The sequence below is a fragment of the Pseudoalteromonas sp. M8 genome, assembly GCF_018141365.1.
Taxonomy (GTDB): Bacteria; Pseudomonadota; Gammaproteobacteria; order Enterobacterales; family Alteromonadaceae; genus Pseudoalteromonas.
This window is the reverse complement of the sequence record NZ_CP047239.1, coordinates 1,199,169-1,221,788: the sequence shown is the minus strand read 5'-3', so window position 1 is coordinate 1,221,788 and position 22,620 is coordinate 1,199,169. Positions and strand designations below refer to the sequence as shown.

The window sequence follows — 22,620 nt, the reverse complement described above, 5'->3', positions numbered from 1 at the left end:
CATATTATCTAGGCTTACTAAGCAACAGTTTCTACAAAGTTGAGGTCGAAACGTCCGTCCGGATCTTCTACTTTGATAAGCTCGTTAAGCGGTTTGTTTTTTAATGCCTTATTTTCAGCAAAGATGTCTAACAATAGTGGTTTTACTGCGTTTCCGCATAGCGCCTTGGCGAGTGCTTCATGAGAAAGCTTGAACAACAGGTCCATATTCTCGTCCTCGTCTTCAGCGAGTTCTATATCTTCCCAGCTCTCGAAAATGTCTCTCAGTTTACTGACTTCTGCGCAGTCTTCTTCAAAGTCAGATAAGATGATAAACTCGTCTGAGGCAACGTTTTTATGTTGTTCAAAACGGCTTTCTGGCAGGCTATAGATATTCCAATTTACATCGTAATGCCAAAACTCAACAGATAACGACATATGAGAATAAGCGCTTTGATTTACATAAAATTTTAGTTCGTTGATGCGCTTTTTAATAAGTGTAATTAAAACGTTTTCGTAAGCTTCAATAAGCGTATTTTTATCAAACATAATGTATCCTAACTGCGGTCTTAAATGCTAAGACTACGTGCTCCTATATTTGTTCTCAGTATTAATTCCACTCTACTATGTAAATGTGAACTTTTGTTACTGGCGTTTGCTAAAAGGTAATTTATCCAAAACAGGTTAATTTAACCACCAGTGTAGAAAAAATACCAGCCTATGCAGAGCCAATATGGCTTTAAATTGACAGTGTACGTTTAGTCAAAATAAGCTTGCTGTTTCGTTGTATAGCCATCGCACGATAGGCCCTTTGCTTTGATCTCTGCGTTGCACGATACCCATTTCGACGACCAGCGGGTTAGGAATATGTTCGGTTGATAGCTCGACCAGTTCGTTCATGTACCATGGTGTGTTGACAACATGTTCAGGTACTAATGCCCAACCAACCCCTCTAATGGCTAAACCCATGATGTAATAGTAACTGTCAATATGCCAGTGGCTTGTAGATATGGCTTGTGACTGAGTATTACCAATGCGGTCACGTATAACGAGCTGCCGATGTTGGTTTAGCTCCTCAATGCTTGGAGCAGAATGTTGTGCAAGCGAGTGGTGAGGGGAGCAGATCAAGATTTGTTTAAAGCTGCTAATTGAGGTGAAATCCAGCGATTCTGGCAATGGTTTTTGGTGAAATAAAATGCCTATTTCTGCCCTTTTTGCGCTCACCCATTGTGCAATGTCGTCTTGGGAACCATTAATAATGGCTAATTTTAATAGCGGAAATTGCTGAGCTAATCGTTCAAACAATGATTCAAATGCGATGATGGGCACTGCTTCATCCATGGCAACAGTGAGAGACACCTCTTCGCCACTATTAAGAGAATTGGCTCTTGATTGCAGGCGCTGACACTGCATGAGCACCGCTTCAGCTTCTTTAAACAGATCGAGACCAGCTTGATTTAACATTGGCAGTCTGGCAGAACGGTCAAAAAGTGCAAAACCTAGATCGGCTTCCAAATTGGCAATTGCGGTGCTGACCCGAGATTGTGCCTTTCCCAAGTGTCTTGCCGCAGCTGAAAATGACCCCAACCTGACGGCGGTGACAAAGGCTTCAAGTTGATCGAGTGTCCAATGCATAATGATTAACCTATCCGAATTTCGGATGGATACTAACTTTGACCAATCTCAATTACAAGGATAATAACGGTTTTTCTTGCTTAAGGATTTCATCATGCTGTTAGATTCAGCGAGCAAAACCCCCACAAAAGACACCAACGTTACCCGCACTTTTTGGCGTTATACCATCCCTGCCGTTGTCGCAATGATGGTCAATGGATTGTACCAAATCGTCGATGGTATTTTTATTGGTCACTACCTTGGTGCTCAGGGGTTGGCTGCTGTAAACCTTGCTTGGCCCATTATAGGGATCATTATTGGTTTTGGCGTTTTAATCGGGATGGGATCTGGCAGTTTGCTGTCGATTTATCGCGGCGCTGGCAACAATACAGGCGTGCAGCAGCTGATGGGCACTAGCTTTTGGCTCATCGCTATCTTGACTGTGGTTGCAATGACTGTCCTTGTATTATTCGGACCTACTTTGCTTGAGCTTCAAGGTGCATCGGGTGAGCTTTTACATTCCAGTTTGGCCTATTTGCAGGTATTGAATTGGGGAGCTGGAGTTACCATTGCGGCAGGTGCGTTGCCGTTACTACTAAGAAACAATGGTAAACCAGAAATGGCAACGGCTTTGCTGATTGTAGGGGCGCTCGGCAACATAGTGCTCGATTATTTTATGATTGTGGAAATGCAATGGCAACTTCCCGGTGCTGCACTTGCTACGCTGATTTCACAAGGGATAGTCGCACTTGCAGCGCTCTACTTTTTACTCACTTCTGGTGAAGAAAACAAACCCAAAGGTGCGTTTAATCAGCCCCTAGCCCTAGAAATACTAAAGCAAGGCGCAGCAGGATTGGTGATGTTTTTGTATTTTGGCTTTATCGTTGCGTTACATAACAAGCAGTTGCTGATATTTGCCAGTGAAGTTGAGGTGGCGGCCTTCGCTGCGGTTGGTTACCTTGGCGTTATTTACTATTTTATCGCAGAAGGCGTAGCGAATGGTGTCCAGCCGCCTATCAGTTATTATTATGGAGCAGGCCTTTACCAGCGCATTCACACTATGTTTAAGCTGGCGCTCAAAGTGAGCTTGGGTTTTGGTGTGATGATGGTAACTATGTTTTATCTGTTTCCGAAGGATGTACTTGGGCTCTTCAGTGAGGATTTTGCTTTGCTCAACGCGGCCGAGCGTGGTTTGCAGCTGCATCTATCCACGTTATTCTTGGATGGTTTTATATTTCTTACCTCGATGTACTTTGTTGCGGTAGGTAAAGGCGGTAAAGCGTTGGTTATTTCACTTGGAAACATGTTGGTGCAATTGCCGTTTTTATATTTATTGCCCTTCTGGTTTGGTGTTGATGGGGTGTGGCTTGCGGTGCCTATCTCAAACATCACGTTAACCGTTATTATCATCCCTCTGCTTTGGCGTGATTTATATCAGTTAAAGCATGCAGATATGGAAGCTACGTCAGGTGATAAGCTGTGCGCTTAGTTGCATACTGCAGGCGCTTATTTTAAGCGCCTTCTTAGGGTTATCTTTGGCGTACGTAGTAATTTTTTACCACGCAATCTAAATATCTCACAGCATTCACATGTCTAAATTTAAGCGGTTCGTTTAATTTTCCGAATAAAGGTATTCCGCCACCTAAAATAGTTGGAATGGTCGTGATAATTAGCTCATCAATGAGATCTTGTTGAAGAAAGCTTTGTATGGTTTTTCCGCCATCAATGTATAGATTTTTAAAGCCCTGCTGAGCCAGTTGTTCGGCGATATCTGTCAGTTCACCCCGTACAAGCGATACCTTATTTGAAAAGACTTTTGGCACTTCTTTAAGCGTATTACTTAATACAAAAACAGGTTTATTGTATGGCCAGTCGCAATCAAATCCTTGGATTGTCTCAAAGGTATTACGTCCCATGATGATGGCATCTACGCGGGCCATAAAATCGGCGAACCCCAAGTCTGAACCTTCAGGGTTGGGTAAATCATGTAGCCAGTCTAAGTGGTTGTTTTTATCCGCGATAAAGCCGTCTAGGCTTGCCCCAATATAGACGATGTTTGCCATTTTATACTCCAATTGAACCCTAAACTATTTCAAGATAAAATAAATTCTACACTGTAGAATTTATTTTATCTTAGCGAGAGTAAACAATGAGTGTCAAGGATAAGAAGCGTGGCCGACCGTTAGCGGAAGGTAAAGCACTAAGTCAGGAGCTGATCATACAAGCAGCCAAATTGCAGATGAAGGAAAGTAGAAAAGTGCCTAGTATTCGAGCGTTAGCGAGCAGCCTACATGTCGATGCGATGGCAATTTATCACTACTTTAAAAACAAACAGGCTTTGCTCGAAGCTTTGACCTGCTCTTTAGTCGATGAAATATATGAACCTAGCTGCGATGAACAGTGGCAAACAGAGCTACAAAAGCTCAGCGTAAGTTATTTACAGCTACTCGACGACTATCCAGGGCTGTTAACTGTGCTGCTATCAATGGACTCAGTAGGTCCAGCTGAAGTGTTTCAAACCCGATTTGAGGTGCTCACTCAAACGCTTGAATTACAGGGGCAGGCACAACAAGATGCGATTTGCTTACTGGTTGATTATTTACATGGTTTTGCACTTGCTATGGAGTGTCACCCAGATAGAGAAGCGTTAAATGTCTCGATGACAAACGGTACAATTGCACTAATTTGTAAAGCGATTGAGGCTTAATGTCATTGCGTTGTGGCGTTGTAAAGGGGCATTACAACACATAGAGGCGAAGTACCTGTTAGGGACGCCTGAGATAACGATTGGGAGTGGTGCCGATTATTTCTTTAAAATCTCTAATAAGATGTGACTGATCGGTATAGTTCAACTGAGCAACAATGTCTGCCATTGTAGTCGCATTGGATTCAAGCAGTGCAAGTGCTTGGTGCAAGCGGTACTTTCGAATTAGCCATTTAGGACTAAAACCGATGTAGTGTTGGCAAAGCCTTTGTATTTGTCGTATTGGCATGTCGCATTGTTTGGCAAGTTGCTCAACCGTAAAAATATCGCTGTGATCTTGCAAGGTGTTGAGAATACCTTCGGCCATAGCAGCACCTGTGCTTTGAGGGAGTGTAAACGACATTAAAAATTGTGATAGCACTGTTACCCGCTCTGCATCATCACTTGCCATGGTTAATGAAGAAACAAGTGAACTTGACGGCACATCGCAAAGATGCTGCAAAGAAAAGGTTTTATCGACACATGCCAAAGGGGTGATATCAAATCGTTCTACTAGGGCTCCGACCCTAAATTTAACCCCCAAGATCTGCCCTTTTCCATGCATTGTGTAATTGTATACTTTGCTTACAGGGCCAATAATTTTTATTTCATCGGTACTTAGCAGTAAATGAAAGTTGGGATCAGGTAAGTTTCTTTGTGTATGGGTTTTATTATCCGGCAAACTCCAGTCGACAAACCAAAATTGCTCGACAAGACCTTTTAACTCTGTGCATGGGAAATACCGTCTAAGCTGGTAGTTTGGAGCGCTTTGTTGTTGGTGGAGTACACCGGTGACTGGACTAAGGTTAGATTTCATCGTTGTCTTGTTATGGATAGAACTCATTGTTTGTTGTCGCGTTTTTACAATACCAATTTTAAATTGCGTGCTAGATTTAAAACAAGCTGCATAAAACTGCAGAGCAAGGTCAAACTCTTTTACTATAAAATTAAGGGAAATGCGATGCAACTAACAGGTGTGTACGAAATTATCAATTGGCAAGAAACCACAGAAAAACAATTTGATGATGGTGCCAAACTCTCCAAAGCCGTGGTGAGCCTCAGTTACGAAGGCGAAATTGAAGGCAGTAGCGAAGTTTATTATCAGCTTCACTATGCCGAAGAAGGAGATGTTGAGTTTAATGGCTTTGAAGCAGTAATCGGGTACTTTTCTGGGCAACAAGGCAAGGTTGTATTGATGCACGATGGTCGTTTTAAGCACGGTAAAGCACATAGTAATTTTACAGTGGTACAAAGCGATGTTGATGCTATTGCTGTGGGTGATAAAGGGTCGTTTGAGTCGACTGAGGGAAAAAAGGCAAACTACCAAATAACACATAACTGATAGCTTCAATGTTATTGCGCTAGGCTAAGTAGCGGTGTCTTCTTATGTCTAGCGTGTACAGCGCATCCACTAACTCCGCAAAGTGACTAATGACAACATCTGCTTGCTCTGCGTAGTGAGGTTTGTCATTAGGGGCAAACAAGCATGACGGCATGTTGGCGTTATGTGCCGCCTCTATATCGTAGAGGTAATCGCCAACATAAACACATTGATAAGGTGGCACTTGCCAGGTCTGAGCAACTTGCAGCAGCGCGGCTGGGTCTGGTTTGGCTGGCGCATCGTCTCTTGTTAAAATCAATGGAATTGGCAATCCCGCTGTTTTAAGCTTCAATCGCGCCGCTTTTGCAAAGTTTCTGGTCACAACGGCAAGCGGGACCCCCATTCTCGAAAGGTGCGCAACAGACTCCTTAACTCCAGGAATAACTTCACAGTGCTGTGCGTCACATAATTCATGTTGGTGGACGATGTTCATAGCCTCTTCACGCATGTAAGGTGAAGGCAATGTACTGATAAAACTGAGTAAGTCTTGCCCTACCGGACAGCCAATTTGCGCCCGAATAAGTGAGAAGTCGAGTTCAGATGTCACTAGTGTGCCATCTAGGTCAAAAATAATGCCTTTAACCGGTATCCTATCCATTTTTAATATCCTTTGGTTTCGCATGTGTACTGCGTAGCCCTACTTAAAGGTAGGTACGTAATTGAAGTTTGTAAAGATCAAGACGATGGAGTTTTGCTTTTGCGAGATGAGTGGCTCACTGATGGTAACGGTGAGCCACTTTTTAGTCTTTTCGAAGTTTTATGCGAGTTTGCGTAGTAGCCCTTGCGTGTTTTGTTTCATGGTGTTCGCCACCATAAAGTAACCAATCACAGCGACGAATGTTGCGCCAGTTGCAGGCCCTAATAGCCAAATATAGGGGTGCAAACGGCCATCCACATCGAATGTTTGAACTTGGATCACCAACAGTGCAATGTCACTGACCACGGCAGCTACCAGTCCTGCTAATCCGCCAAGTAATAAAAATTCATAAAGCGTGGCGAGTTTTATCAAACGACCTTTGGCACCGAGTGTGCGCAAGATAACGATTTCCTGCATACGTTCGGCAAGGCTTGCCTGAACCTGAGAAATGAGCACCAAAGAACCGCTGATAAGCACGATACTAAGTACAAAGCTAATCGCCAGTGAGACTTGAGAAATCATCGATTGTGCCTGTTTGAGCTGGCTCTGAATGTCGATCATACTAATTGTTGGATACGCTTTCAAAAACTGACTAATAACCTTAGTGTCTGCTATTTCAAGCTTGGCGGCAGTAAAGTAAGTCACAGGGAATTGGCCGGCGATTTTATCGTTGAATATCATCACAAAGTTAGGTTTCAGCGAGCCCCAATTGACACTACGTAAACTCGTCACTTTGGCTTCAATTGTTTGACTATTGATTAGGAAGCTAAGCGTGTCCCCCACTTTTATCCCTACCCGCTCGGCAAGCCCTTGAGCGACGGAAACTTGAAGCGCATCAGAGTCATCAAACCACTCGCCATCGACTACTTCATTACCCGCTGGCAATTCATCTAACCAAGTAAGATTGAGCTCTCGCCCTACCCCATCACGTGCATCTTCGTCTTTTTCTTCACCCTCTTGCAGTGAGACTCTGCGTGCAAACTCTTCGCCATTTAGCGCATTTACACGACCCAAAAAGACGGGATAAAAATGTTCATGCTTGATGCCACTTTCATCGAGTTTGCTTTGCATTGGCTGAATTTCTTGTTCCATGATATTGATAAAAAACGCATTGGGTGCGTCTTCAGGCACTTGCATCTGCCAATCTGAGATCATGTCATTTTTCAGCACCACTAAAAACAACATTAATTTGATAGCCAGAGCAAAGCTAATAAGCTGTACCGCATTTGCATTGGCACGTTTTTGCAGTGTGGCAATGGCAAGAGACCAACTTGAGCCCGGACTCAACCCTAGTTTTCTGCCCGCTGAAAATAATAGTCGTGAGATCACGTATAGCACGGCCATGAGTAGCAAGGTTGCGCCGAATAAAATCGCGGTGATCTTAATATCGCGACTAAATAGCCACATTAACCCGAAAATTGTTAATACTGAAAGCGCCATATGAATTCGACTAATCGCGATGGTGTCTCCAAGGTTGCGTCTTAGGACGCGCAGCGGCGGGATGTCAAATAAATCTAATAGTGGTTTTAATGAAAACATCATTGCGCATACCACACCCACGGCAATGCTCAACAGCCAAGGCCTAAACCCTGCTTCAGGCAGGGCCGTATCCATAAAGTTAATCAGGTAAGCGGCCCCAACACTTTGCAGCCCGTAACCGATAGCAAGACCGACTACAACGGAAAAAAAGGTCACTAAAGAAAGGTGTAAAAGATAAATACGGCGGATGGTTTTGCGACTACCTCCGAGCGTTTTCATCATGGCGACGGGATCATATTGGCGCTCACAATAGCGCTTTGCAGAAACCGCCATCGCTACGGCAGCGAGCATGATCCCAAATAGTCCAGCAAGGAGCAAAAAGCTCTCCGAGCGAGCTAAGTTTTCACCCAAAGGTGATTGCCTGTCTTTTATTCCCTGCCAAGATTGATTGCTTTTGAGTTGTGGTTTGAGCCAAGTGTAGTACTCTCTCAGCTGCTGCTCTGAGCCCGAAAATAATAGTCGGTAGAATACTCGGCTCCCGGGTTGAATGGCTTTAGTCACCGCAATATCATCATGATTAATAAGGACGCGTTTGTTCCCCGCCAGCGAGAAGAAAGGGGCATCAGGCTCGCTAATAAGCACCTTACTCACTGTAAACTGCCCTGCCCCTATTTCTACCACATCGCCAATTTTAAGGCCAAGGGAATAAAACAAGCCTTCGCTGAGCCATACATTGCCCTTTTTCGGAGCGGCTTGAACTTGGTAATTCTCGCCATTAAGGCTATCTCTTAAAGTAAGTTTACCTCTAAGTGGATATGTATCTGTCACCGCTTTTAGCGCGCCAAGTATTAACTCATCGTTGGCAAATAACATCGAGTCAAAATACACTTGCTTGGCGGTATTTAAGCCAAACTCTCGTGCTGTGGTCAGTACTCGGTCGTCGAAATCATGGTTGCTCGAAAGCCGCCTGTCAGCAGCGATAAAGTCTGCGGATTTTTGTTCTAGATTCAAACGGATCCGCTCGGTAATGGAAGACAAGCTAAACACAGTCAATACTGCAAGCGCAATTGCAGCTAGGATGATGGTGAGCTCGCCTCGTCTAAATTCCCTAGAGAATAAAGTAAGTGCTAACTTAAACCACATTGACAGCCGCTCCTTGTTTTATTACTTCTAGTTTTCCAGCTTCAATATGAATGATGCGATCACACTGTTGAGCGAGTTGCTCATCATGGGTAACAAGCACCAAAGTGGTGCCATTCTCTTTGTTTAGGTCAAACAGCAAACGCTCGATAAGATGGCCGTTCTTGCTGTCTAAATTAGCCGATGGTTCGTCGGCGAATAGGATTTTGGGTTTGCCAACAAAGGCTCTGGCTATAGCCACTCGTTGCTGTTCGCCACCCGAAAGTTGTGAAGGATAGTGCGTTAGACGATGAGACAAGCCAACTTTTTCTAATAACTCTGTCGCTTGATTTTTTGCACCTTTGTCCCCAGCTAATTCAGCAGGAAGCATCACATTTTCAAGTGCTGTTAAGCTTTGCACTAACATAAATGACTGAAATACGAAGCCGACTTTTTCTGCTCGCAGTTGAGCTCGAGCTTCTTCATCCATTTTTTGTAATGATTCGCCATCTAAATGAACTTCTCCTTTGGATGCGATATCTAATCCGGCAAGCAAACTAAGTAAGGTTGACTTACCTGAGCCTGAAGCGCCAACGATAGCCACGGACTCACCTGACTTGACAGTGAAATCGATATCACTAAGGATAGTGAGATTACCTTCAACGGTAGAGACCTGTTTAGTAAGGCCTTTTACTTGGATCATATTTAACTGAGAAAGCACTGACATGAAGTACTATTTCCTAAAGTTGTTGTTCATACTTGTTATTGTAATGACGCCGTTAAGCGCAAATGCCAAGCAAAAACTCATGATAGTTGGTGATAGCTTAAGCGCCGCTTATGGCCTGAAACAAGATGATGGTTGGGTTAAATTGTTACAAAATAAATACGAAATAGAACAAAATCCGATCGAAATTATCAATGTTAGCGTTAGCGGTCAAACAACAGGTAATGCTGTGGCAAAAATAAATCAGCAATTGAAAGCGATTGCGCCTACTCATGTATTAATCGAATTGGGTGGTAATGATGGCCTACGCGGATTTCCTGTAAAAAGGTTAAAGGCAAATCTCACACTGCTGGTGCAATCTAGCCAACAAGCAGGCGCCAACGTTGCCGTAATGGAAATCCAAATCCCCCCTAATTTAGGTCCTCGCTATACCAGTATGTTTACCGAGAGCTACCAACAAGTGACAGAGCAAACCGGTAGCTACCTAATGCCCTACTTTATGCTAGAAGTGGCGGCCAAACCGGAATTAATGCAAAGCGATAACTTACACCCCAACAAAGAAGCGCAACCTCTAATCCGCGACTTTATGTATCAAGAAATCAATCAATGGCTGGAAAAATAAGCATACAAAGCACAAAAAAACCCGCTAAGAGCGCGGGTTTGGGTGTGTTTTAGTTTGAAACTTTAACTTATTGCAGTAGTGCTTAATTAACTACATTGCGATTACTTGAAGTTTGCGATACTCGTTTTAGTCGCATCTACCGTTTTCCAAGCATATGATTGACCAACTACACCATAAGGCACGCCGCCAAGAGACCAGTTCGGGTTTGCAAAGTAGTCGTATTGTGTTGCATTACCAAATACATGTGGATAAGCCATGATACTAGCGAAGTTGTCTTGTACACCGTGGCCCATGCCATCAACGTATACACCACCGCTGGTGTCACCTTGTTTGCGTGAATGCGCTAGACCTTGGTTGTGACCAAGCTCATGTACAAAGGTTGTTGCACCACAATCGATACCTGTAATGCTGAACATACGGTTGCTCATGCTTGAATATAGGTTGCCATTACTACCTTGACCTACCCAAGCTAGACCACATGTGATGTAGTTACCATTGCGCTCACCTGTACCAAGTACCGCAACCATATCTGCACGCCAAGTATTACGAAGGTTAGCTACATAGCTACTGTTAGTCACAGAATCTAACCAAGCACTCGTTGGTGTGATGTTGTAGTTACCTAAGTTTTGTGTACCTGCAAGACGTAGTTGCAGATCGATGCCATTTTGGCTGTAAACTTGGTTTGTAAACGCAATCAGCTGATTGATTTTAGTATTAATGTTTGACGTAGCAGCCGCAGATTGATCGGTATAAAGAATGCCGATATCGACGGTTACTGCTGATGCGCTTGCAGATAGAGCGAGTGCCGTTGCCAGCGATGCTGCCTTTACTGTTGTTTTCATTGTTTTTCCTTTCTTTTTAGTTAACGTTACTTTTGGGTTGAAAAATATCTTTCTTCACAGAAACTGAGTTATGGTCTGTTTCGTCATGGCTATCATGCGGATGTAGTTCTTCTTCTTTGTGGGAGCGGTATAAGTCTCGCTTGGCAGCAATCCAGCCAAATTGATCTTTTGATTCAAATACATAGTTGCCACTTGGGGCGGTAAGTTGACCATATACGGCGTCTTTGCCTACGGTTAAAACGGTGGTATGGAAACGACCATCAGCACCGGTTACCTTACCAAAAACACTTTTATCGCCGTTTTCCGCTAAAGATATGCCTGTCACTTCTGCTACAAATGACTCTTGTGTTTGCGGAATTAACAATTCAAAGTTATCACCGCCTTCTAATTCTCTTAGTGTAGGTAAGTCAAACTCAATATACGCTTCGTTGCTTAAATCTTGTGGTAAAACCTTTGCGGCTGAAAGCACTGCTTTTGCTTTATTTGATACCTTATTCACAGCGTAAAAGTCATTGCCCTTTTGTATTGGCGTCGCTGTAGGGGTGACCTGCTCAGGGCTCGATTCAAGCGTCTCATGCTTTGGAGTTGCCTGGTTATCAGTTTCTAAGTTGTGTGAAGCTTGAATTAAATTTACCTGTGAAGGTTGAGCTTCTGGCATCATTTTCCAAAAGGCAATTCCAATAAAACCAATAAGTAATGCAACAATGAGCACTCGCATAATTCACCACGATGACGTTAATAAGTAGTGAAATACTATTCATGATGCAGCCTTCTTATCAACTTTTAATTTACTGAATGTTTTCATTGTTGATAGTTAAAATTAAATATCTTCATGATATATATGTATAAATGTCATTAACAAATCTTTACAATGTGAGCGTGTTAAGTGTGTTATGGCTTGTAATTGTCAAGCTAATGTAATCAAAGTGTGCTGTTTCAAAGTGTTTGATTGGATTAGCTTTATTTTTTGAAATAGCTGATAGTTTTATTATTTTTTGTCTGAAATAATGGTATTTCAATTTAATCTTTTTGATCTTCATCGATATTTTTATTCATAGTCCTGATGCGTGTGCAGGGTATTTTGCCATTTGTTTTGAAAATTGTAGTTTGACTTGATTAAGTAACTGATCTGGCGTGAGCTCTGCTGTATTGTCGATCGCTGGCATAATAACAAAAGTTTTACTGCGGTAGTCTATTGCCATAGGCACAATGGGGACTTCGACGGATTGCGCAATGTAGATGAAGCCTTTTTTCCATTCTAGAGTGTATTTACGAGTTCCTTCTGGAGCTAAGCCCAAAATCAATTTGTCGCTGGCATTAAAAATATCGCGAACCTGCGTGACCATACCATGCGGTGTATCTCGCCTAACCGGAATTCCACCCCATTTGCGTAATAACCAGCCAAATGGTGGGGTAAAAATGGTGTGCTTGCCTAAAAAACGAATTTCAACATCAAGTGCAAGCTTGACAGCAATGCCAATAAAAAAGTCCCAGTTTGACGTATGCGGCGCGACGGCTGCTACAAACTTTTCTTCACTTGGGAAGGTGCCAGCTATCTTCCATCCCATCATCTTAAGCATCAAGCTACCAAGCTTTCTACCAATCGGGCTGTTTGAGCGTGGGATATTGGGTGGAATATTGATCAAGGTAATGGCCTTCTTTATTTGTGTTATTTGCTGGTGGTGAATTCATTCTAGCTGAAAGTTCTAGGGCCTGTTGACCGTTGCTGCAAAAACAAACTTGAAAGATAAACAGGGCTTAGGCACTAAGCGCTGGTATGCGATGTTATCGTATAAAACGAATTACTGATTAGGCTGATAAATCTACAAAAAACTAGATATCCCTTACTTACACATACCAATCCCAAATTAATTAACCAAAGCCGATAATTCAAGTGTCAGTAGCTTATCACGCTGGACTGGGCCTAGTTGGGCGATATGCACTGGTGGATAGGTTGCCAAGTATATTTGGCGTTAAACAGGGTATCCCTTGTGTGACCACTCAAGTTTGGGTTTTGAAGTTTTAAAGCTTTCCTATCCTCAAATTTGGCTTTTGCAATGGCTTCACGAGTAATTGGATGATTGAAAAATAGTCTATCAAATGAGCCGTCTTCTATTGCTTTGTTGAGGCCATAGCTAAGGCGTTCCTTGAGTCGACTATTATTTTTATTGACGAAAAAGTACATAGCAGTGGGATAACAAAACGCGAACCTAGACTCTACTACTGTGCTATCCATGCTTTGTAACTCTGTCCATGGTTCGTGAAGTGCGCGAGGGAAGAGCTCAAAGCGTTTTTCTTCTAACATCTTTGGTAGCAAAGAAGCCATGCTAGTGACTACAACAAAGCCATTTTTTTCGTAGATTGAAGTATCGGGCCAGTCGATACCACTACCAAGCGTGAAACTCATTAATTGGGCGGGAGAGTGAAGCAAAGAGAGTCTTTCTTCGGTATCTTTGTGGATGAGAAATAAACGCGCGCCCATCATTCCTTTTAGTAGCGGCACATATACCGTCGCTAAACTCTTTTCTCTTTTGATGGATGTCATACTCCAGTGAACATCTAAAAGCTTCCCTTGCTCCAAAATTTCTAAGGTGCGTCCTTGAGGGGTATGATCGAAAGAGTTTTCACTGAGTTGGTAAGCGCCATATTTATCGCGGCTCTTATTTAGAGCCAGCCTTAATAACGCGATGTAGTAGTCTTGTTTTGGATCTGCAAATTCTTTAGAGATGTTATAGCGCACTAAATCGTTTGCACAGACGCTAAATGACGTCAGTAATATGCAGGTCAACACCAGCTTTATTGAGGCTATCATTCCTTTTCCTCATCGTGCATTAAAAAGTATTCTTTAACTTTAGCGCAGAACTTGAGTTGATAAAGTAAAAAAGGCACCGGAGTGCCTTTTAACTTTAGCGAGTTAGATAACCTAAAACGTGACGCTTAGCCAATCATCATTACCATCAAAGTGCAACGACCTGACTTTTCCTTTGCCTTCAAAGTTTACTAAATTGACTTGTTCTGACCACACATCTCTGAGTGCATTATGGCGCATTTTAAGTTCATTTATTGGTGAGAACAGCGGTGTTTCTTGATATACCCAAAAAAATTGGCCATCAATTTCCGCACCAACCAAATTTAAGGGCAGCACTTTACCTGCGCCTGTTTTTAATTCAACGCGCTTACTGACATAATTCGCAAAGCTCACTCTATCAGCAACATTGTTAAATATATCGGCATTGTGACTAAATAGGCTCTCTACCGCATGCTCAGTATCATGGAGATAGAATCTGTGCATGATTTCGATATTACCACTGCGTTCGTTAAATAACACCGTGGTGACCGCTGCTTTTAATTGGTGCGCTTGACAAAGCGGTGAAATCAGCACAAATAAACAGGCTAAGCGCCAGGTTTTCATTAGTTATCCTTTTTCTCTTCAAGTGGTTTTAGCTCGGCTTTAACGTCTTGCATGATATCGCGATACACTTTACCTTCACGTTCTTTCTTTTTATAGAGCTCTAGGCGAGATTCTATAATGCGTCTTGGGTAATGGTTATTCTCAATATCAACGTCAGCAGTTTCCCACCGCGGGTCAACGGTCACGGACGCAAGCGGTTTATCTTTATCTGTAATAATTAGCTTGCTGACGTTACGGGCATTGCGACGCCAAATCTCGGCAGGGATAGTCCGCTCTTCTTTGCTACCATCTTGGTACGTGAGCTCAAGTAAGATTGGCATCACGAGTCCACCGACATTACTAAACTTAAATACGTAATAGTTTTTGTCTTCTTTTACCGCGCGCTCAAGAGTACGTTTTTCCCAAGGTTTAAGCTCAGATAAAAACTCACGATACTCATTTCGTTCTTCATTGGTTACCGTAAACTGGTCATTATTATCGTAAAAGTCTGTTATGTCTTGGTTTTTATCAATCCAAAGTGCGCGCCCTTGTTCTTGATTGCGTTTGACGAATAACGACATTGGTTTGTTCTTTTCAAACTCACGTAGGCGACCAAAGTCGATGTCTGGGTTTTTGGTGTCCAACCGCAATTGATAGATTTTATCTAGTGAGATATCGACATGATCAGTGCTGTAAAACCAGCCACGCCAGAACCAATCTAAATCGACCCCAGAAGCTTCCTCCATCGTTCTAAAGAAATCAGCTGGCGTTGGGCGTTTATATTTCCAGCGTAGGGCATATTCTTTAAATGCAAAATCGAATAGCTCACGGCCTAAAATCACCTCGCGCAGAATATTAAGCGCTGCAGCAGGTTTCGTGTAGGCATTTGGGCCTAAGTGCAATACGCTGTCTGATTGCGTCATGATTGGAGACTGATCTTCAGATTTCATGTAGGCAGCAACATCTCTTGGCTCAACGCCCCAAGGAATGGTGGGATCCCATTCGCGGCCAGCAACGCCATCTAAAAAGCTATTGAGGCCCTCATCCATCCATGTCCACTGGCGCTCGTCTGAGTTGACTATCATAGGGAAGTAGATGTGCCCTACTTCGTGAATGACAACGCCGATTAAAAAACGTTTCTCGGCCAGTGAATAGGTGCGAGAGCCATCATCTTGCAATTTCGTACGAGGACCATTGAAAGTGATCATCGGATATTCCATCCCACCGACAGGACCATTTACTGATTGCGCGGTTGGATAGGGGTAATCAAACGAGAAGCGTGAATAGACTTCCATGGTATGAATAACGGCTTCGGTGGAGTACTTTTTCCACAAGTCACCACCCTCTTTGGGGAAAAATGACATGGCCATCACGAGAGGCTGCTCGTCACCACCTTGCTGATAGCCTTTAGCATCCCACATAAATTTACGTGATGAAGCCCAAGCAAAATCTCGCACATTTTTGGCCTTAAAGCGCCACGTTTTGGTGTCGTCTGTACCCGCTTTTTCGTTCTCTAGTGCTTCTTCTTCAGTAACGACGAATACCGGGCGTTTTGCTGTTTTTGCTTGCGCTAGTCTGTCACGCTGGGTTTTGCTCAGAACTTGCTTTGGGTTATCTAACTCACCGGTTGCAGAAACGATATGATCGGCCGGCACCGTGATTTCAACGTCGTAGTCACCAAACTCGAGCGTGAATTCACCACTGCCAAGAAACGCCTTGTTGGTCCAAGCTTCATAATCTGTATACGCCGTTAGGCGAGGGAACCATTGCGCGAGCAAAAAGATGTCATTACCGTCTTTTTCAAAGTGCTCATAACCCGAACGTGCGCCAACGGCATCTTCTTCAACAATATTAAAGGCGAAGTCCATACTAAATTGTAGATCTTTACCTGATTTGAGCGGCTCGTTTAGGTCAACACGCATCATGGTATCAACAATCGTGACCTTGAGCGGTTTACCGCGACCGTCCTTGACATTATTGATGATAAAACCAAGCTCAGTGTCATCCATAAACTGCTGGCGTCTGAGTTGATTTAGTGAAATTTTTGCATGTTTTGTAACCGGATTACTCTGTAATTCGTTCCCAAAAGTTGCAGTGCGTTCAGCAATTGAATCATTTTTGAAGATATTTTGGTCTAATTGTAGCCATAAATATTTGAGGGTGTGAGGAGAGTTATTTTTGTAATGTATGGTCTGCGTAGCGGTTAACCTTTTGGCTTTCTCGTCCAAGTTTACATCAATATCATAATCCACCTTTTGTTGCCAATAACGCTCTCCGGGCTCACCGGCTGCGCTGCGGTAGATATTTGGGGTCGGTAAAGTCTCATCTAATTGGCGAAACTTATCTTCAAAATGCCCTTTGGTTTGCGAAATGGCGCTGGCGTGTGCGACACCGGATAGCGCTAGTGCAACCAATAAAGGCATGGCTGGTGTTGATTTTTTCATTGTTATTTCCCATTTTATCGTGCCAAAGCATTGACCAATAAACATTTTTATTTCAGTTTTTGCTCGGAGTGAGTAGAGGGGATTTGCATGGTGACAAAGGAAGACAAATAAAACCTTCTACGTGTCAATAAACTGACAAATAAAAACACATAAATCAAAGTTTTGAGATAAAGTAACAAGATTTAGGCACGACTGAAATTACGCTGTTTTGAGTGTTTTTTAATCTGTTGTTTTCGATAGAAAAAACACAATGCTCAAAAAAATTAATTTGTATGCCAAAAAGGTATTTTGCTGGGTTATTGTCTACATTTTATAAATAAATAAAGAAAACAAAATTAGTTGTTGATATTGACCCAAGTTTGTCTTTAAAATCGCGCACTTTACAATCTATGGGTAAAACTGGCGTTAGTTTTGCTCTGTACTAAATACCCGTTTAGCGAATCAAATGTGGTGGGCAGTATGGATTTCTACATACTAAAAAAACAAGAGAAGTTTGTTGCAATTCCTGCAGACGAACAAAACTGTAAAGATTATTTAGATGACGGCTATTTTTATGTTGATAAAGTAGCTGCCTGTAACGAGAAATCGGCGATTAAACGCGTGCAAGATAAGCATAGTCGTGTTTTCAAGTTACCTGCTAAATTCTTTTTACTGGCATTACCTATAATCATTTTTGCTTGGTGGCAGTTGACTCACTAAGCTGTTAAAGCGTCAATATTCACAAGACGAATATTGCTCGACGATGCTATATTAGCGTTTCTATAGGAAAAGGAACGCTAAATGAAGGTTTTACACACGTCTGACTGGCACTTAGGGCAATCGTTTTACGAGCATGATCGCAGTGAAGAGCATCAGCTGTTTTTAGACTGGCTATGCGATGCGCTGGTTGAACAGCAAATTGATGTACTGTTGATCAGCGGTGATATTTTTCATACCGCAACACCGCCCGCGAGTGCTGAAAAGCAACTGTATACCTTTATCCAAAAAGCATCTCAACTGTGTCCTCAGCTGCACATTATTCTGATTGCAGGCAACCACGATTCCGCTAATCGCATTGAAACCGCAAAACCACTCTTAACCTTATTCAACACCCATGTTATTGGACGCTTTAACAAGCAAGCGCCTGAACAAGTTGTTATCGATTTACCCATCGCAGCGCAGCATATGCATGTTGTGGCAATGCCATTTTTGCGCAGTGCTGATTTACCAAAACCGCTAGATGACGAGTTTGACTATCAAACCGGGGTGCAATTAGCTTATCAGCATGCGCTAAGCACGATAGAAGAAGTGAAAGGTCCTATTGTGCTAATGGGGCATCTGCACGCCAAGGGTGGAACGATTTCTGAAGATTCTGAGCGTAACCTCAACATTGGCGGCTTTGATGCGGTGTCTGCCGGCGTGTTTGGCGAGCAGTTTGACTATGTTGCACTAGGCCATTTACATAAAGCGCAAACCGTCGCTAAGCAAAGTGCTATCAGATACTGCGGCACACCTTTGCCAATGTCATTTTCCGAACGCAATTATAAGCATCAAGTATTGCTCGCTGAATTTAATGAGCAAGGTCTGGTCGATGTAAACCCCCTTTACGTTCCCCGTTTTAAAGATGTGTTATATATCCCTGAAGATGGTGCAAAGCGCTTGGCTGAATTATGCGAAGCTATCGCGGCGCAGGATTTTAGCAAGTTCGATAGCGCTCCCTATGTTCGCTTAAAATTATCTGCAGCTGAAACCAATAGCCGCTTTCGGGCCGAGATTGATGAAGCGCTAAAAGGAAAGGATATTAAGTTTTGTGGTATTGAGCGGGTGTCTAAAGGCGCAGCTGCCAGTGAGTGGTTGTTTGAAGATTTGGGCAAAGTTGAATCGTTATCACCCAATACCTTGTTGGATATTGCCTATCGCGAAATTGAACCTGAGCAGGAAAAAGCACCCGCGACATTGCATGAAAAATTAGCAGAAGTGATCGCGAGCATGGAGGAGTAGTGCAATGAAACTTGAAAAAATATTAATCACCAACCTTGCCTCTATAGAAAGTGCTGAAGTCGACTTTACTGCGGCACCACTCAAAGACACCGGTCTTTATGCCATTACCGGTGATACAGGGGCGGGAAAAAGCACTTTACTGGATGCGGTTTGCCTTGCATTTTATGGCAAAACCGCACGGTTAAAATCGGACGACAAAGAGAAAGTTGCCTTTAATGGCGATAACATTAAGTTAAACGACCCGCGAAACCTATTGCGTCGGGGCTGTGTTGCGGCATCTGCTAGCGTGGTTTTTATTGCTCAAGATAGCAAACGTTATCAAGCTAGTTGGTCGGTAGAGCGCGCTAGAAAAAGCCCTAAAGGTAATTTAAAAACTGCCACTATTGAGTTGTTTAGCCTACCAGATATGACCCTAGTCTGTGAGAAGAAAAAAGAAACAGAACAACGAATCGAACAGCTAGTCGGGCTTAACTTTGAACAGTTTACTCGAGCTGTGTTGCTTGCTCAGCATGAATTCTCCGCGTTTTTGAAGGCAGGGGGAGATGAACGGGCTCAGTTACTAGAATGTCTTACGGGTACCGAAAAGTTCAGCAATATCGGTAAAGCGGTTTTTGAAGCGCACAAGCAAAAGAAAACTGAGCTGCAATCTCAGCAAGATAGGCTAGGTCAAATTGTGCTCTTGTCACCAGAGCAGCATGCCGAACTTGAAGCACAGAAGTTGGGATTGCTTGATACAAGAAATCGACAACAAGAAACAAGTACAAAGCTGCAAGCTCAGCTGCAATGGCTCGCGGATGTCGAGCTAAGAAAGCAAAAAATAGCTGAGGTGGAACACTCGCTACAAACGCTTGAGCAGCAAATAGAAGAGGGAAAGCCACAGCAGGAATATGCGCAGCAAGTCTTAAAAGCCAATGAGATGCGTGATAACCGTGAGCAGCATGAGCTGGCGGATAAACGCTTTGCGCAGCTATCTCAAGAGCGGCTAGCACTGCAGCAACAAGATTTTGCATCCGCCATTACAACGCTCAAAGCAAAACAGCAGCAACTGGAACAGCAGCTTATTACGCAGCAAGCCAATTTTGTAAAGTTAGAACCAAGCTTTAACAGCATTCGTATATTGGATGAAAAGCTGAGCCTACATAAAGCGCAAGAACGAGAAACTAAGCCCTATCTAGATAAACACGCCAATCTTATTGCGCAACATGAGGCTGCAATACAGAAGTATCAAGTGCAACAAGGCGAAATCGATACTGAATTACAGCAGTTAGAGCATGAGCAAGCGAATTTGCACTCAGTTAGCAATATTGCCGGGCAATGGAACGTGGTTCAACCTCAATTCGATGATCTGCAAAAGTACCAACAACAACGTAATGATTATGAAGTCCAGTTGCAAAAATTACCGAACGAACAGCAAGCGCTAGGTACACAATTGAGCAAACATGAGGCTGAGGCACAGCACCTACAAAAGGTTTACGACACCGAAGCCAGCGCGCTCTCCGCATTAAAAGAAGCACTCGCACCTTTGACTCAACAAGACCTAAATCTGGCATTGCAGAATTGGTCTCTATGCGTGCAGGCTTATCGTAGTATCGAAGAAGGAGATGCCTTGCTGCATCAGCTACGATCGCAACAAACTCAACATCATATTGGCTTGGAAAGGCTTGAGATACTGATCCGAGATACCAAGCAGCAAGATGAGTTGTCTAAGCAGCGCCTAGCCCTAACTCGTGATAACTTGGAGCAAGTGCAGTTACGCGCAAGTGAGCGGATCAGCGATTTACGCGCTCAATTGCGAGCAGGGCAAGAATGCATGGTATGTGGCTCAAAAGAACATCCTTATGGTGTAGAGCACATCGATGCCCATTGGGAGCAGTTACTATCGGATTTTCGGTCTCAGTATCAAGCTGCTGAGCAAGCTCGTGAGCAAGTGTTGCAGCGTTATAATCAACAAGTCGGTGAAAAAGAGCGTGAAAATGCGCTATGGCAGTCAGTCACTCAGGAAATTGCTCACTGCACTAAGCAAATAAATGAGAATCGCGCTCGACTAGATGCGTTGAGTGATGAGTATAAAGTTGGCAGCGCTGAGCAAGCTGAATTGCAACTCGTGAGTATTCAGTCACGGCTAAATGAACTATCCAAGTTACGCAATAATATCGACCGCCAGTGGCAATTGGTTCAGCAGGCACAACAACACCTCGAGCAGGCTAAACATAAAGGGCAGGCACTTCAGCAGCAGCACCATGATTTAGGTAATCATATTGCCTTTTTGCGAACCGAATATGATCAGCTATCACAAACAGTGGCTGCCTTACGCAATCGGCTTGAAGCGTTAATTTCCGATAAGTCGTGGTGGCAAGACTTTGATTCATCTCCTCAAGCTGCCATTAGGCAACTTAAAACGGGGGTGCAAACTTGGCTAAAAACCACCGAGCGCACTGATGCGTTAACGGCGGAAAAAGTTCAGCTTGAGCATCAATTACATCTTGTCAGTCAACAAAAACAAGATGAAGCGCAGCGACTTGAAGAATTAGAACATACGCTTTTACAACATCAGCAGAATATTGAACGCCTCAATCGCGAACGTGCTGAATACTTACCACAGCAGCACACCAGATTGGATGATTGGATTGCAGAGCTTAAGCTGCAAGAACAGCAAAGCCGAGAGCAGATCACACAAACCCAGCTAGCGCTGAGCCAAACCGAAGCACAGCGTGAAAAGACCCAACACAGTCTGACGCAACTAGAAAAGCAAATTGCCGAGCAAACATCCCGGTTGCAGCAACTTGATGCGCGTTTTGAACAATGGTTGCTCGACCAGCAAGGGCAGCTAGACAAAGTAAAAGTATTAGCGTTACTTGAGGTTTCTTTGGATGAAGCTCGAGCGAATTTAGAAAAGTGTGCGCAAGTTCAGCAAGCCTTTCAAAACACTAAGCTGCAGCTTAGTCATCAGCGTGAAGAACTCAGCCAACTTGAAAGTAAGTACCCTGATGGGGTTGATAGTGAACAAGTTAAGCAAAGTCATGCCGAGACGACGCAAGCACTTGAACAAACTCAAAATCAGTTACTACAAGTGCAAAGTGCATTAGAGGTTGATGCTCAGAATAAACAACAATTCTCTTTGCAAGCCGCAAATCTCGCTCAGTTGCAACAAGACTACGAGCAGTGGCATTTGCTAGATAAGTTATTAGGCGACGCAACAGGCAAAAAGTTGCGTAATTGGGCGCAAACGCAAACGCTAAAAATCTTATTGCAGTATGCTAACCAGCAATTGCATACGCTTTCTAGACGTTATCTGCTTACCAACATTGAGCAATCTTTAGAAATTGCGGTCATAGATAAAGATATGGCTGACGAACAACGTAGTGTCAACACCTTATCTGGAGGGGAGTCCTTCTTGGTATCTTTATCTTTAGCACTTGGACTTGCTGCACTTTCATCAAATAAAGTGCAAATACATTCATTATTCATTGATGAAGGGTTTGGTACGTTAGACCCCGAGACGCTAGGTGTCGCGATTGATGCACTAGACGCGTTGCAATCACAAGGCCGCAAGGTTGGAGTGATCTCGCATGTTGCTCAGATGAGCGAGCGGATCGCTACCCGTATCCATGTGAATAAACAGCCGGGAGGCTACTCATCTTTAAATTTAGTACCACAAACATAAGG

Annotated in this window: 20 protein-coding genes; 7 read left to right on the top strand and 13 right to left on the bottom strand. The window is 43.3% G+C overall.

Going from position 1 to position 22,620, the window contains the following annotated elements; genetic code table 11:
• Positions 1-17 precede the first annotated feature (17 nt).
• Together GSF13_RS04975 and GSF13_RS04970 are read right to left on the bottom strand one after the other, a co-directional pair.
• On the bottom strand, positions 18-527 hold the full coding sequence (locus tag GSF13_RS04975; protein ID WP_206471859.1) for a hypothetical protein: 510 nt from the start codon (positions 525-527) through the stop codon (positions 18-20).
• Positions 528-740: 213 nt separating this feature from the next.
• Positions 741-1,613: a LysR family transcriptional regulator gene (locus GSF13_RS04970; protein ID WP_211865434.1), complete on the bottom strand. Its 873-nt coding sequence runs from the start codon at positions 1,611-1,613 to the stop codon at positions 741-743.
• A gap of 94 nt (positions 1,614-1,707) precedes the next feature.
• Between GSF13_RS04970 and GSF13_RS04965 the strand changes: the two genes are divergently transcribed.
• On the top strand, positions 1,708-3,081 hold the full coding sequence (locus GSF13_RS04965) for an MATE family efflux transporter (RefSeq protein WP_211865432.1): 1,374 nt from the start codon (positions 1,708-1,710) through the stop codon (positions 3,079-3,081).
• Positions 3,082-3,121: 40 nt separating this feature from the next.
• On the opposite strand, the gene GSF13_RS04960 is transcribed toward GSF13_RS04965, so the two are convergent.
• Positions 3,122-3,655, bottom strand: a complete 534-nt coding sequence (locus GSF13_RS04960; protein ID WP_211865425.1) for a dihydrofolate reductase family protein — start codon at positions 3,653-3,655, stop codon at positions 3,122-3,124.
• A gap of 86 nt (positions 3,656-3,741) precedes the next feature.
• Here GSF13_RS04960 and GSF13_RS04955 point away from each other — a divergent pair, with 86 nt between their 5' ends.
• Positions 3,742-4,299, top strand: coding sequence for a TetR/AcrR family transcriptional regulator (locus GSF13_RS04955; protein WP_211865424.1), 558 nt, complete (start codon positions 3,742-3,744; stop codon positions 4,297-4,299).
• Between the two features lie 58 nt (positions 4,300-4,357).
• Here GSF13_RS04955 and GSF13_RS04950 read toward each other — a convergent pair whose 3' ends face one another.
• Positions 4,358-5,152, bottom strand: coding sequence for a helix-turn-helix domain-containing protein (locus GSF13_RS04950; RefSeq protein WP_249122649.1), 795 nt, complete (start codon positions 5,150-5,152; stop codon positions 4,358-4,360).
• 144 nt (positions 5,153-5,296) lie between these two features.
• Between GSF13_RS04950 and GSF13_RS04945 the strand changes: the two genes are divergently transcribed.
• A complete protein-coding gene (locus GSF13_RS04945) occupies positions 5,297-5,677 on the top strand; it encodes a DUF3224 domain-containing protein (RefSeq protein WP_211865420.1) in 381 nt (126 codons plus the stop codon).
• 19 nt (positions 5,678-5,696) lie between these two features.
• On the opposite strand, the gene GSF13_RS04940 is transcribed toward GSF13_RS04945, so the two are convergent.
• The 3 genes from GSF13_RS04940 to GSF13_RS04930 all read right to left on the bottom strand — a co-directional run bounded on the left by GSF13_RS04940 (position 5,697) and on the right by GSF13_RS04930 (position 9,678).
• Positions 5,697-6,314, bottom strand: a complete 618-nt coding sequence (locus GSF13_RS04940) for an HAD-IA family hydrolase (RefSeq protein WP_010605585.1) — start codon at positions 6,312-6,314, stop codon at positions 5,697-5,699.
• Between the two features lie 159 nt (positions 6,315-6,473).
• Positions 6,474-8,975, bottom strand: a complete 2,502-nt coding sequence (locus tag GSF13_RS04935; RefSeq protein WP_211865418.1) for an FtsX-like permease family protein — start codon at positions 8,973-8,975, stop codon at positions 6,474-6,476.
• On the bottom strand, positions 8,965-9,678 hold the full coding sequence (locus GSF13_RS04930; protein ID WP_010376092.1) for an ABC transporter ATP-binding protein: 714 nt from the start codon (positions 9,676-9,678) through the stop codon (positions 8,965-8,967). Before GSF13_RS04930 ends, GSF13_RS04935 begins: the two co-directional genes overlap by 11 nt.
• Here GSF13_RS04930 and GSF13_RS04925 point away from each other — a divergent pair.
• On the top strand, positions 9,677-10,297 hold the full coding sequence (locus GSF13_RS04925) for an arylesterase (RefSeq protein ID WP_174169120.1): 621 nt from the start codon (positions 9,677-9,679) through the stop codon (positions 10,295-10,297). The two genes, GSF13_RS04930 and GSF13_RS04925, sit on opposite strands and share 2 nt — an antisense overlap.
• Before the next feature lie 101 nt (positions 10,298-10,398).
• On the opposite strand, the gene GSF13_RS04920 is transcribed toward GSF13_RS04925, so the two are convergent.
• The 6 genes from GSF13_RS04920 to GSF13_RS04895 all read right to left on the bottom strand — a co-directional run bounded on the left by GSF13_RS04920 (position 10,399) and on the right by GSF13_RS04895 (position 16,974).
• Positions 10,399-11,139, bottom strand: coding sequence for a reprolysin-like metallopeptidase (locus GSF13_RS04920; protein WP_010605588.1), 741 nt, complete (start codon positions 11,137-11,139; stop codon positions 10,399-10,401).
• A 16-nt stretch (positions 11,140-11,155) separates the two neighbouring features.
• Complete coding sequence (locus tag GSF13_RS04915; RefSeq protein ID WP_102058179.1) at positions 11,156-11,857, bottom strand: hypothetical protein; 702 nt, start codon at positions 11,855-11,857, stop codon at positions 11,156-11,158.
• A 334-nt stretch (positions 11,858-12,191) separates the two neighbouring features.
• Positions 12,192-12,785, bottom strand: a complete 594-nt coding sequence (locus GSF13_RS04910) for a 1-acyl-sn-glycerol-3-phosphate acyltransferase (protein ID WP_211865416.1) — start codon at positions 12,783-12,785, stop codon at positions 12,192-12,194.
• 278 nt (positions 12,786-13,063) lie between these two features.
• Positions 13,064-13,951, bottom strand: coding sequence for a hypothetical protein (locus tag GSF13_RS04905; RefSeq protein ID WP_010605591.1), 888 nt, complete (start codon positions 13,949-13,951; stop codon positions 13,064-13,066).
• A 111-nt stretch (positions 13,952-14,062) separates the two neighbouring features.
• A complete protein-coding gene (locus GSF13_RS04900) occupies positions 14,063-14,551 on the bottom strand; it encodes a DUF6702 family protein (protein WP_010605592.1) in 489 nt (162 codons plus the stop codon).
• Positions 14,551-16,974: a M1 family metallopeptidase gene (locus GSF13_RS04895; protein WP_211865414.1), complete on the bottom strand. Its 2,424-nt coding sequence runs from the start codon at positions 16,972-16,974 to the stop codon at positions 14,551-14,553. Before GSF13_RS04895 ends, GSF13_RS04900 begins: the two co-directional genes overlap by 1 nt.
• A 459-nt stretch (positions 16,975-17,433) precedes the next feature.
• Here GSF13_RS04895 and GSF13_RS04890 point away from each other — a divergent pair, with 459 nt between their 5' ends.
• From GSF13_RS04890 to GSF13_RS04880, 3 genes are all read left to right on the top strand, one after another.
• Entirely contained in the window at positions 17,434-17,673 is a 240-nt protein-coding gene (locus GSF13_RS04890; RefSeq protein WP_010376069.1) for a hypothetical protein, read from the top strand.
• 81 nt (positions 17,674-17,754) lie between these two features.
• Complete coding sequence (sbcD, locus tag GSF13_RS04885) at positions 17,755-18,954, top strand: exonuclease subunit SbcD (RefSeq protein WP_010605594.1); 1,200 nt, start codon at positions 17,755-17,757, stop codon at positions 18,952-18,954.
• Between the two features lie 4 nt (positions 18,955-18,958).
• Positions 18,959-22,618, top strand: coding sequence for an AAA family ATPase (locus GSF13_RS04880; RefSeq protein ID WP_211865412.1), 3,660 nt, complete (start codon positions 18,959-18,961; stop codon positions 22,616-22,618).
• Positions 22,619-22,620: the final 2 nt, after the last annotated feature.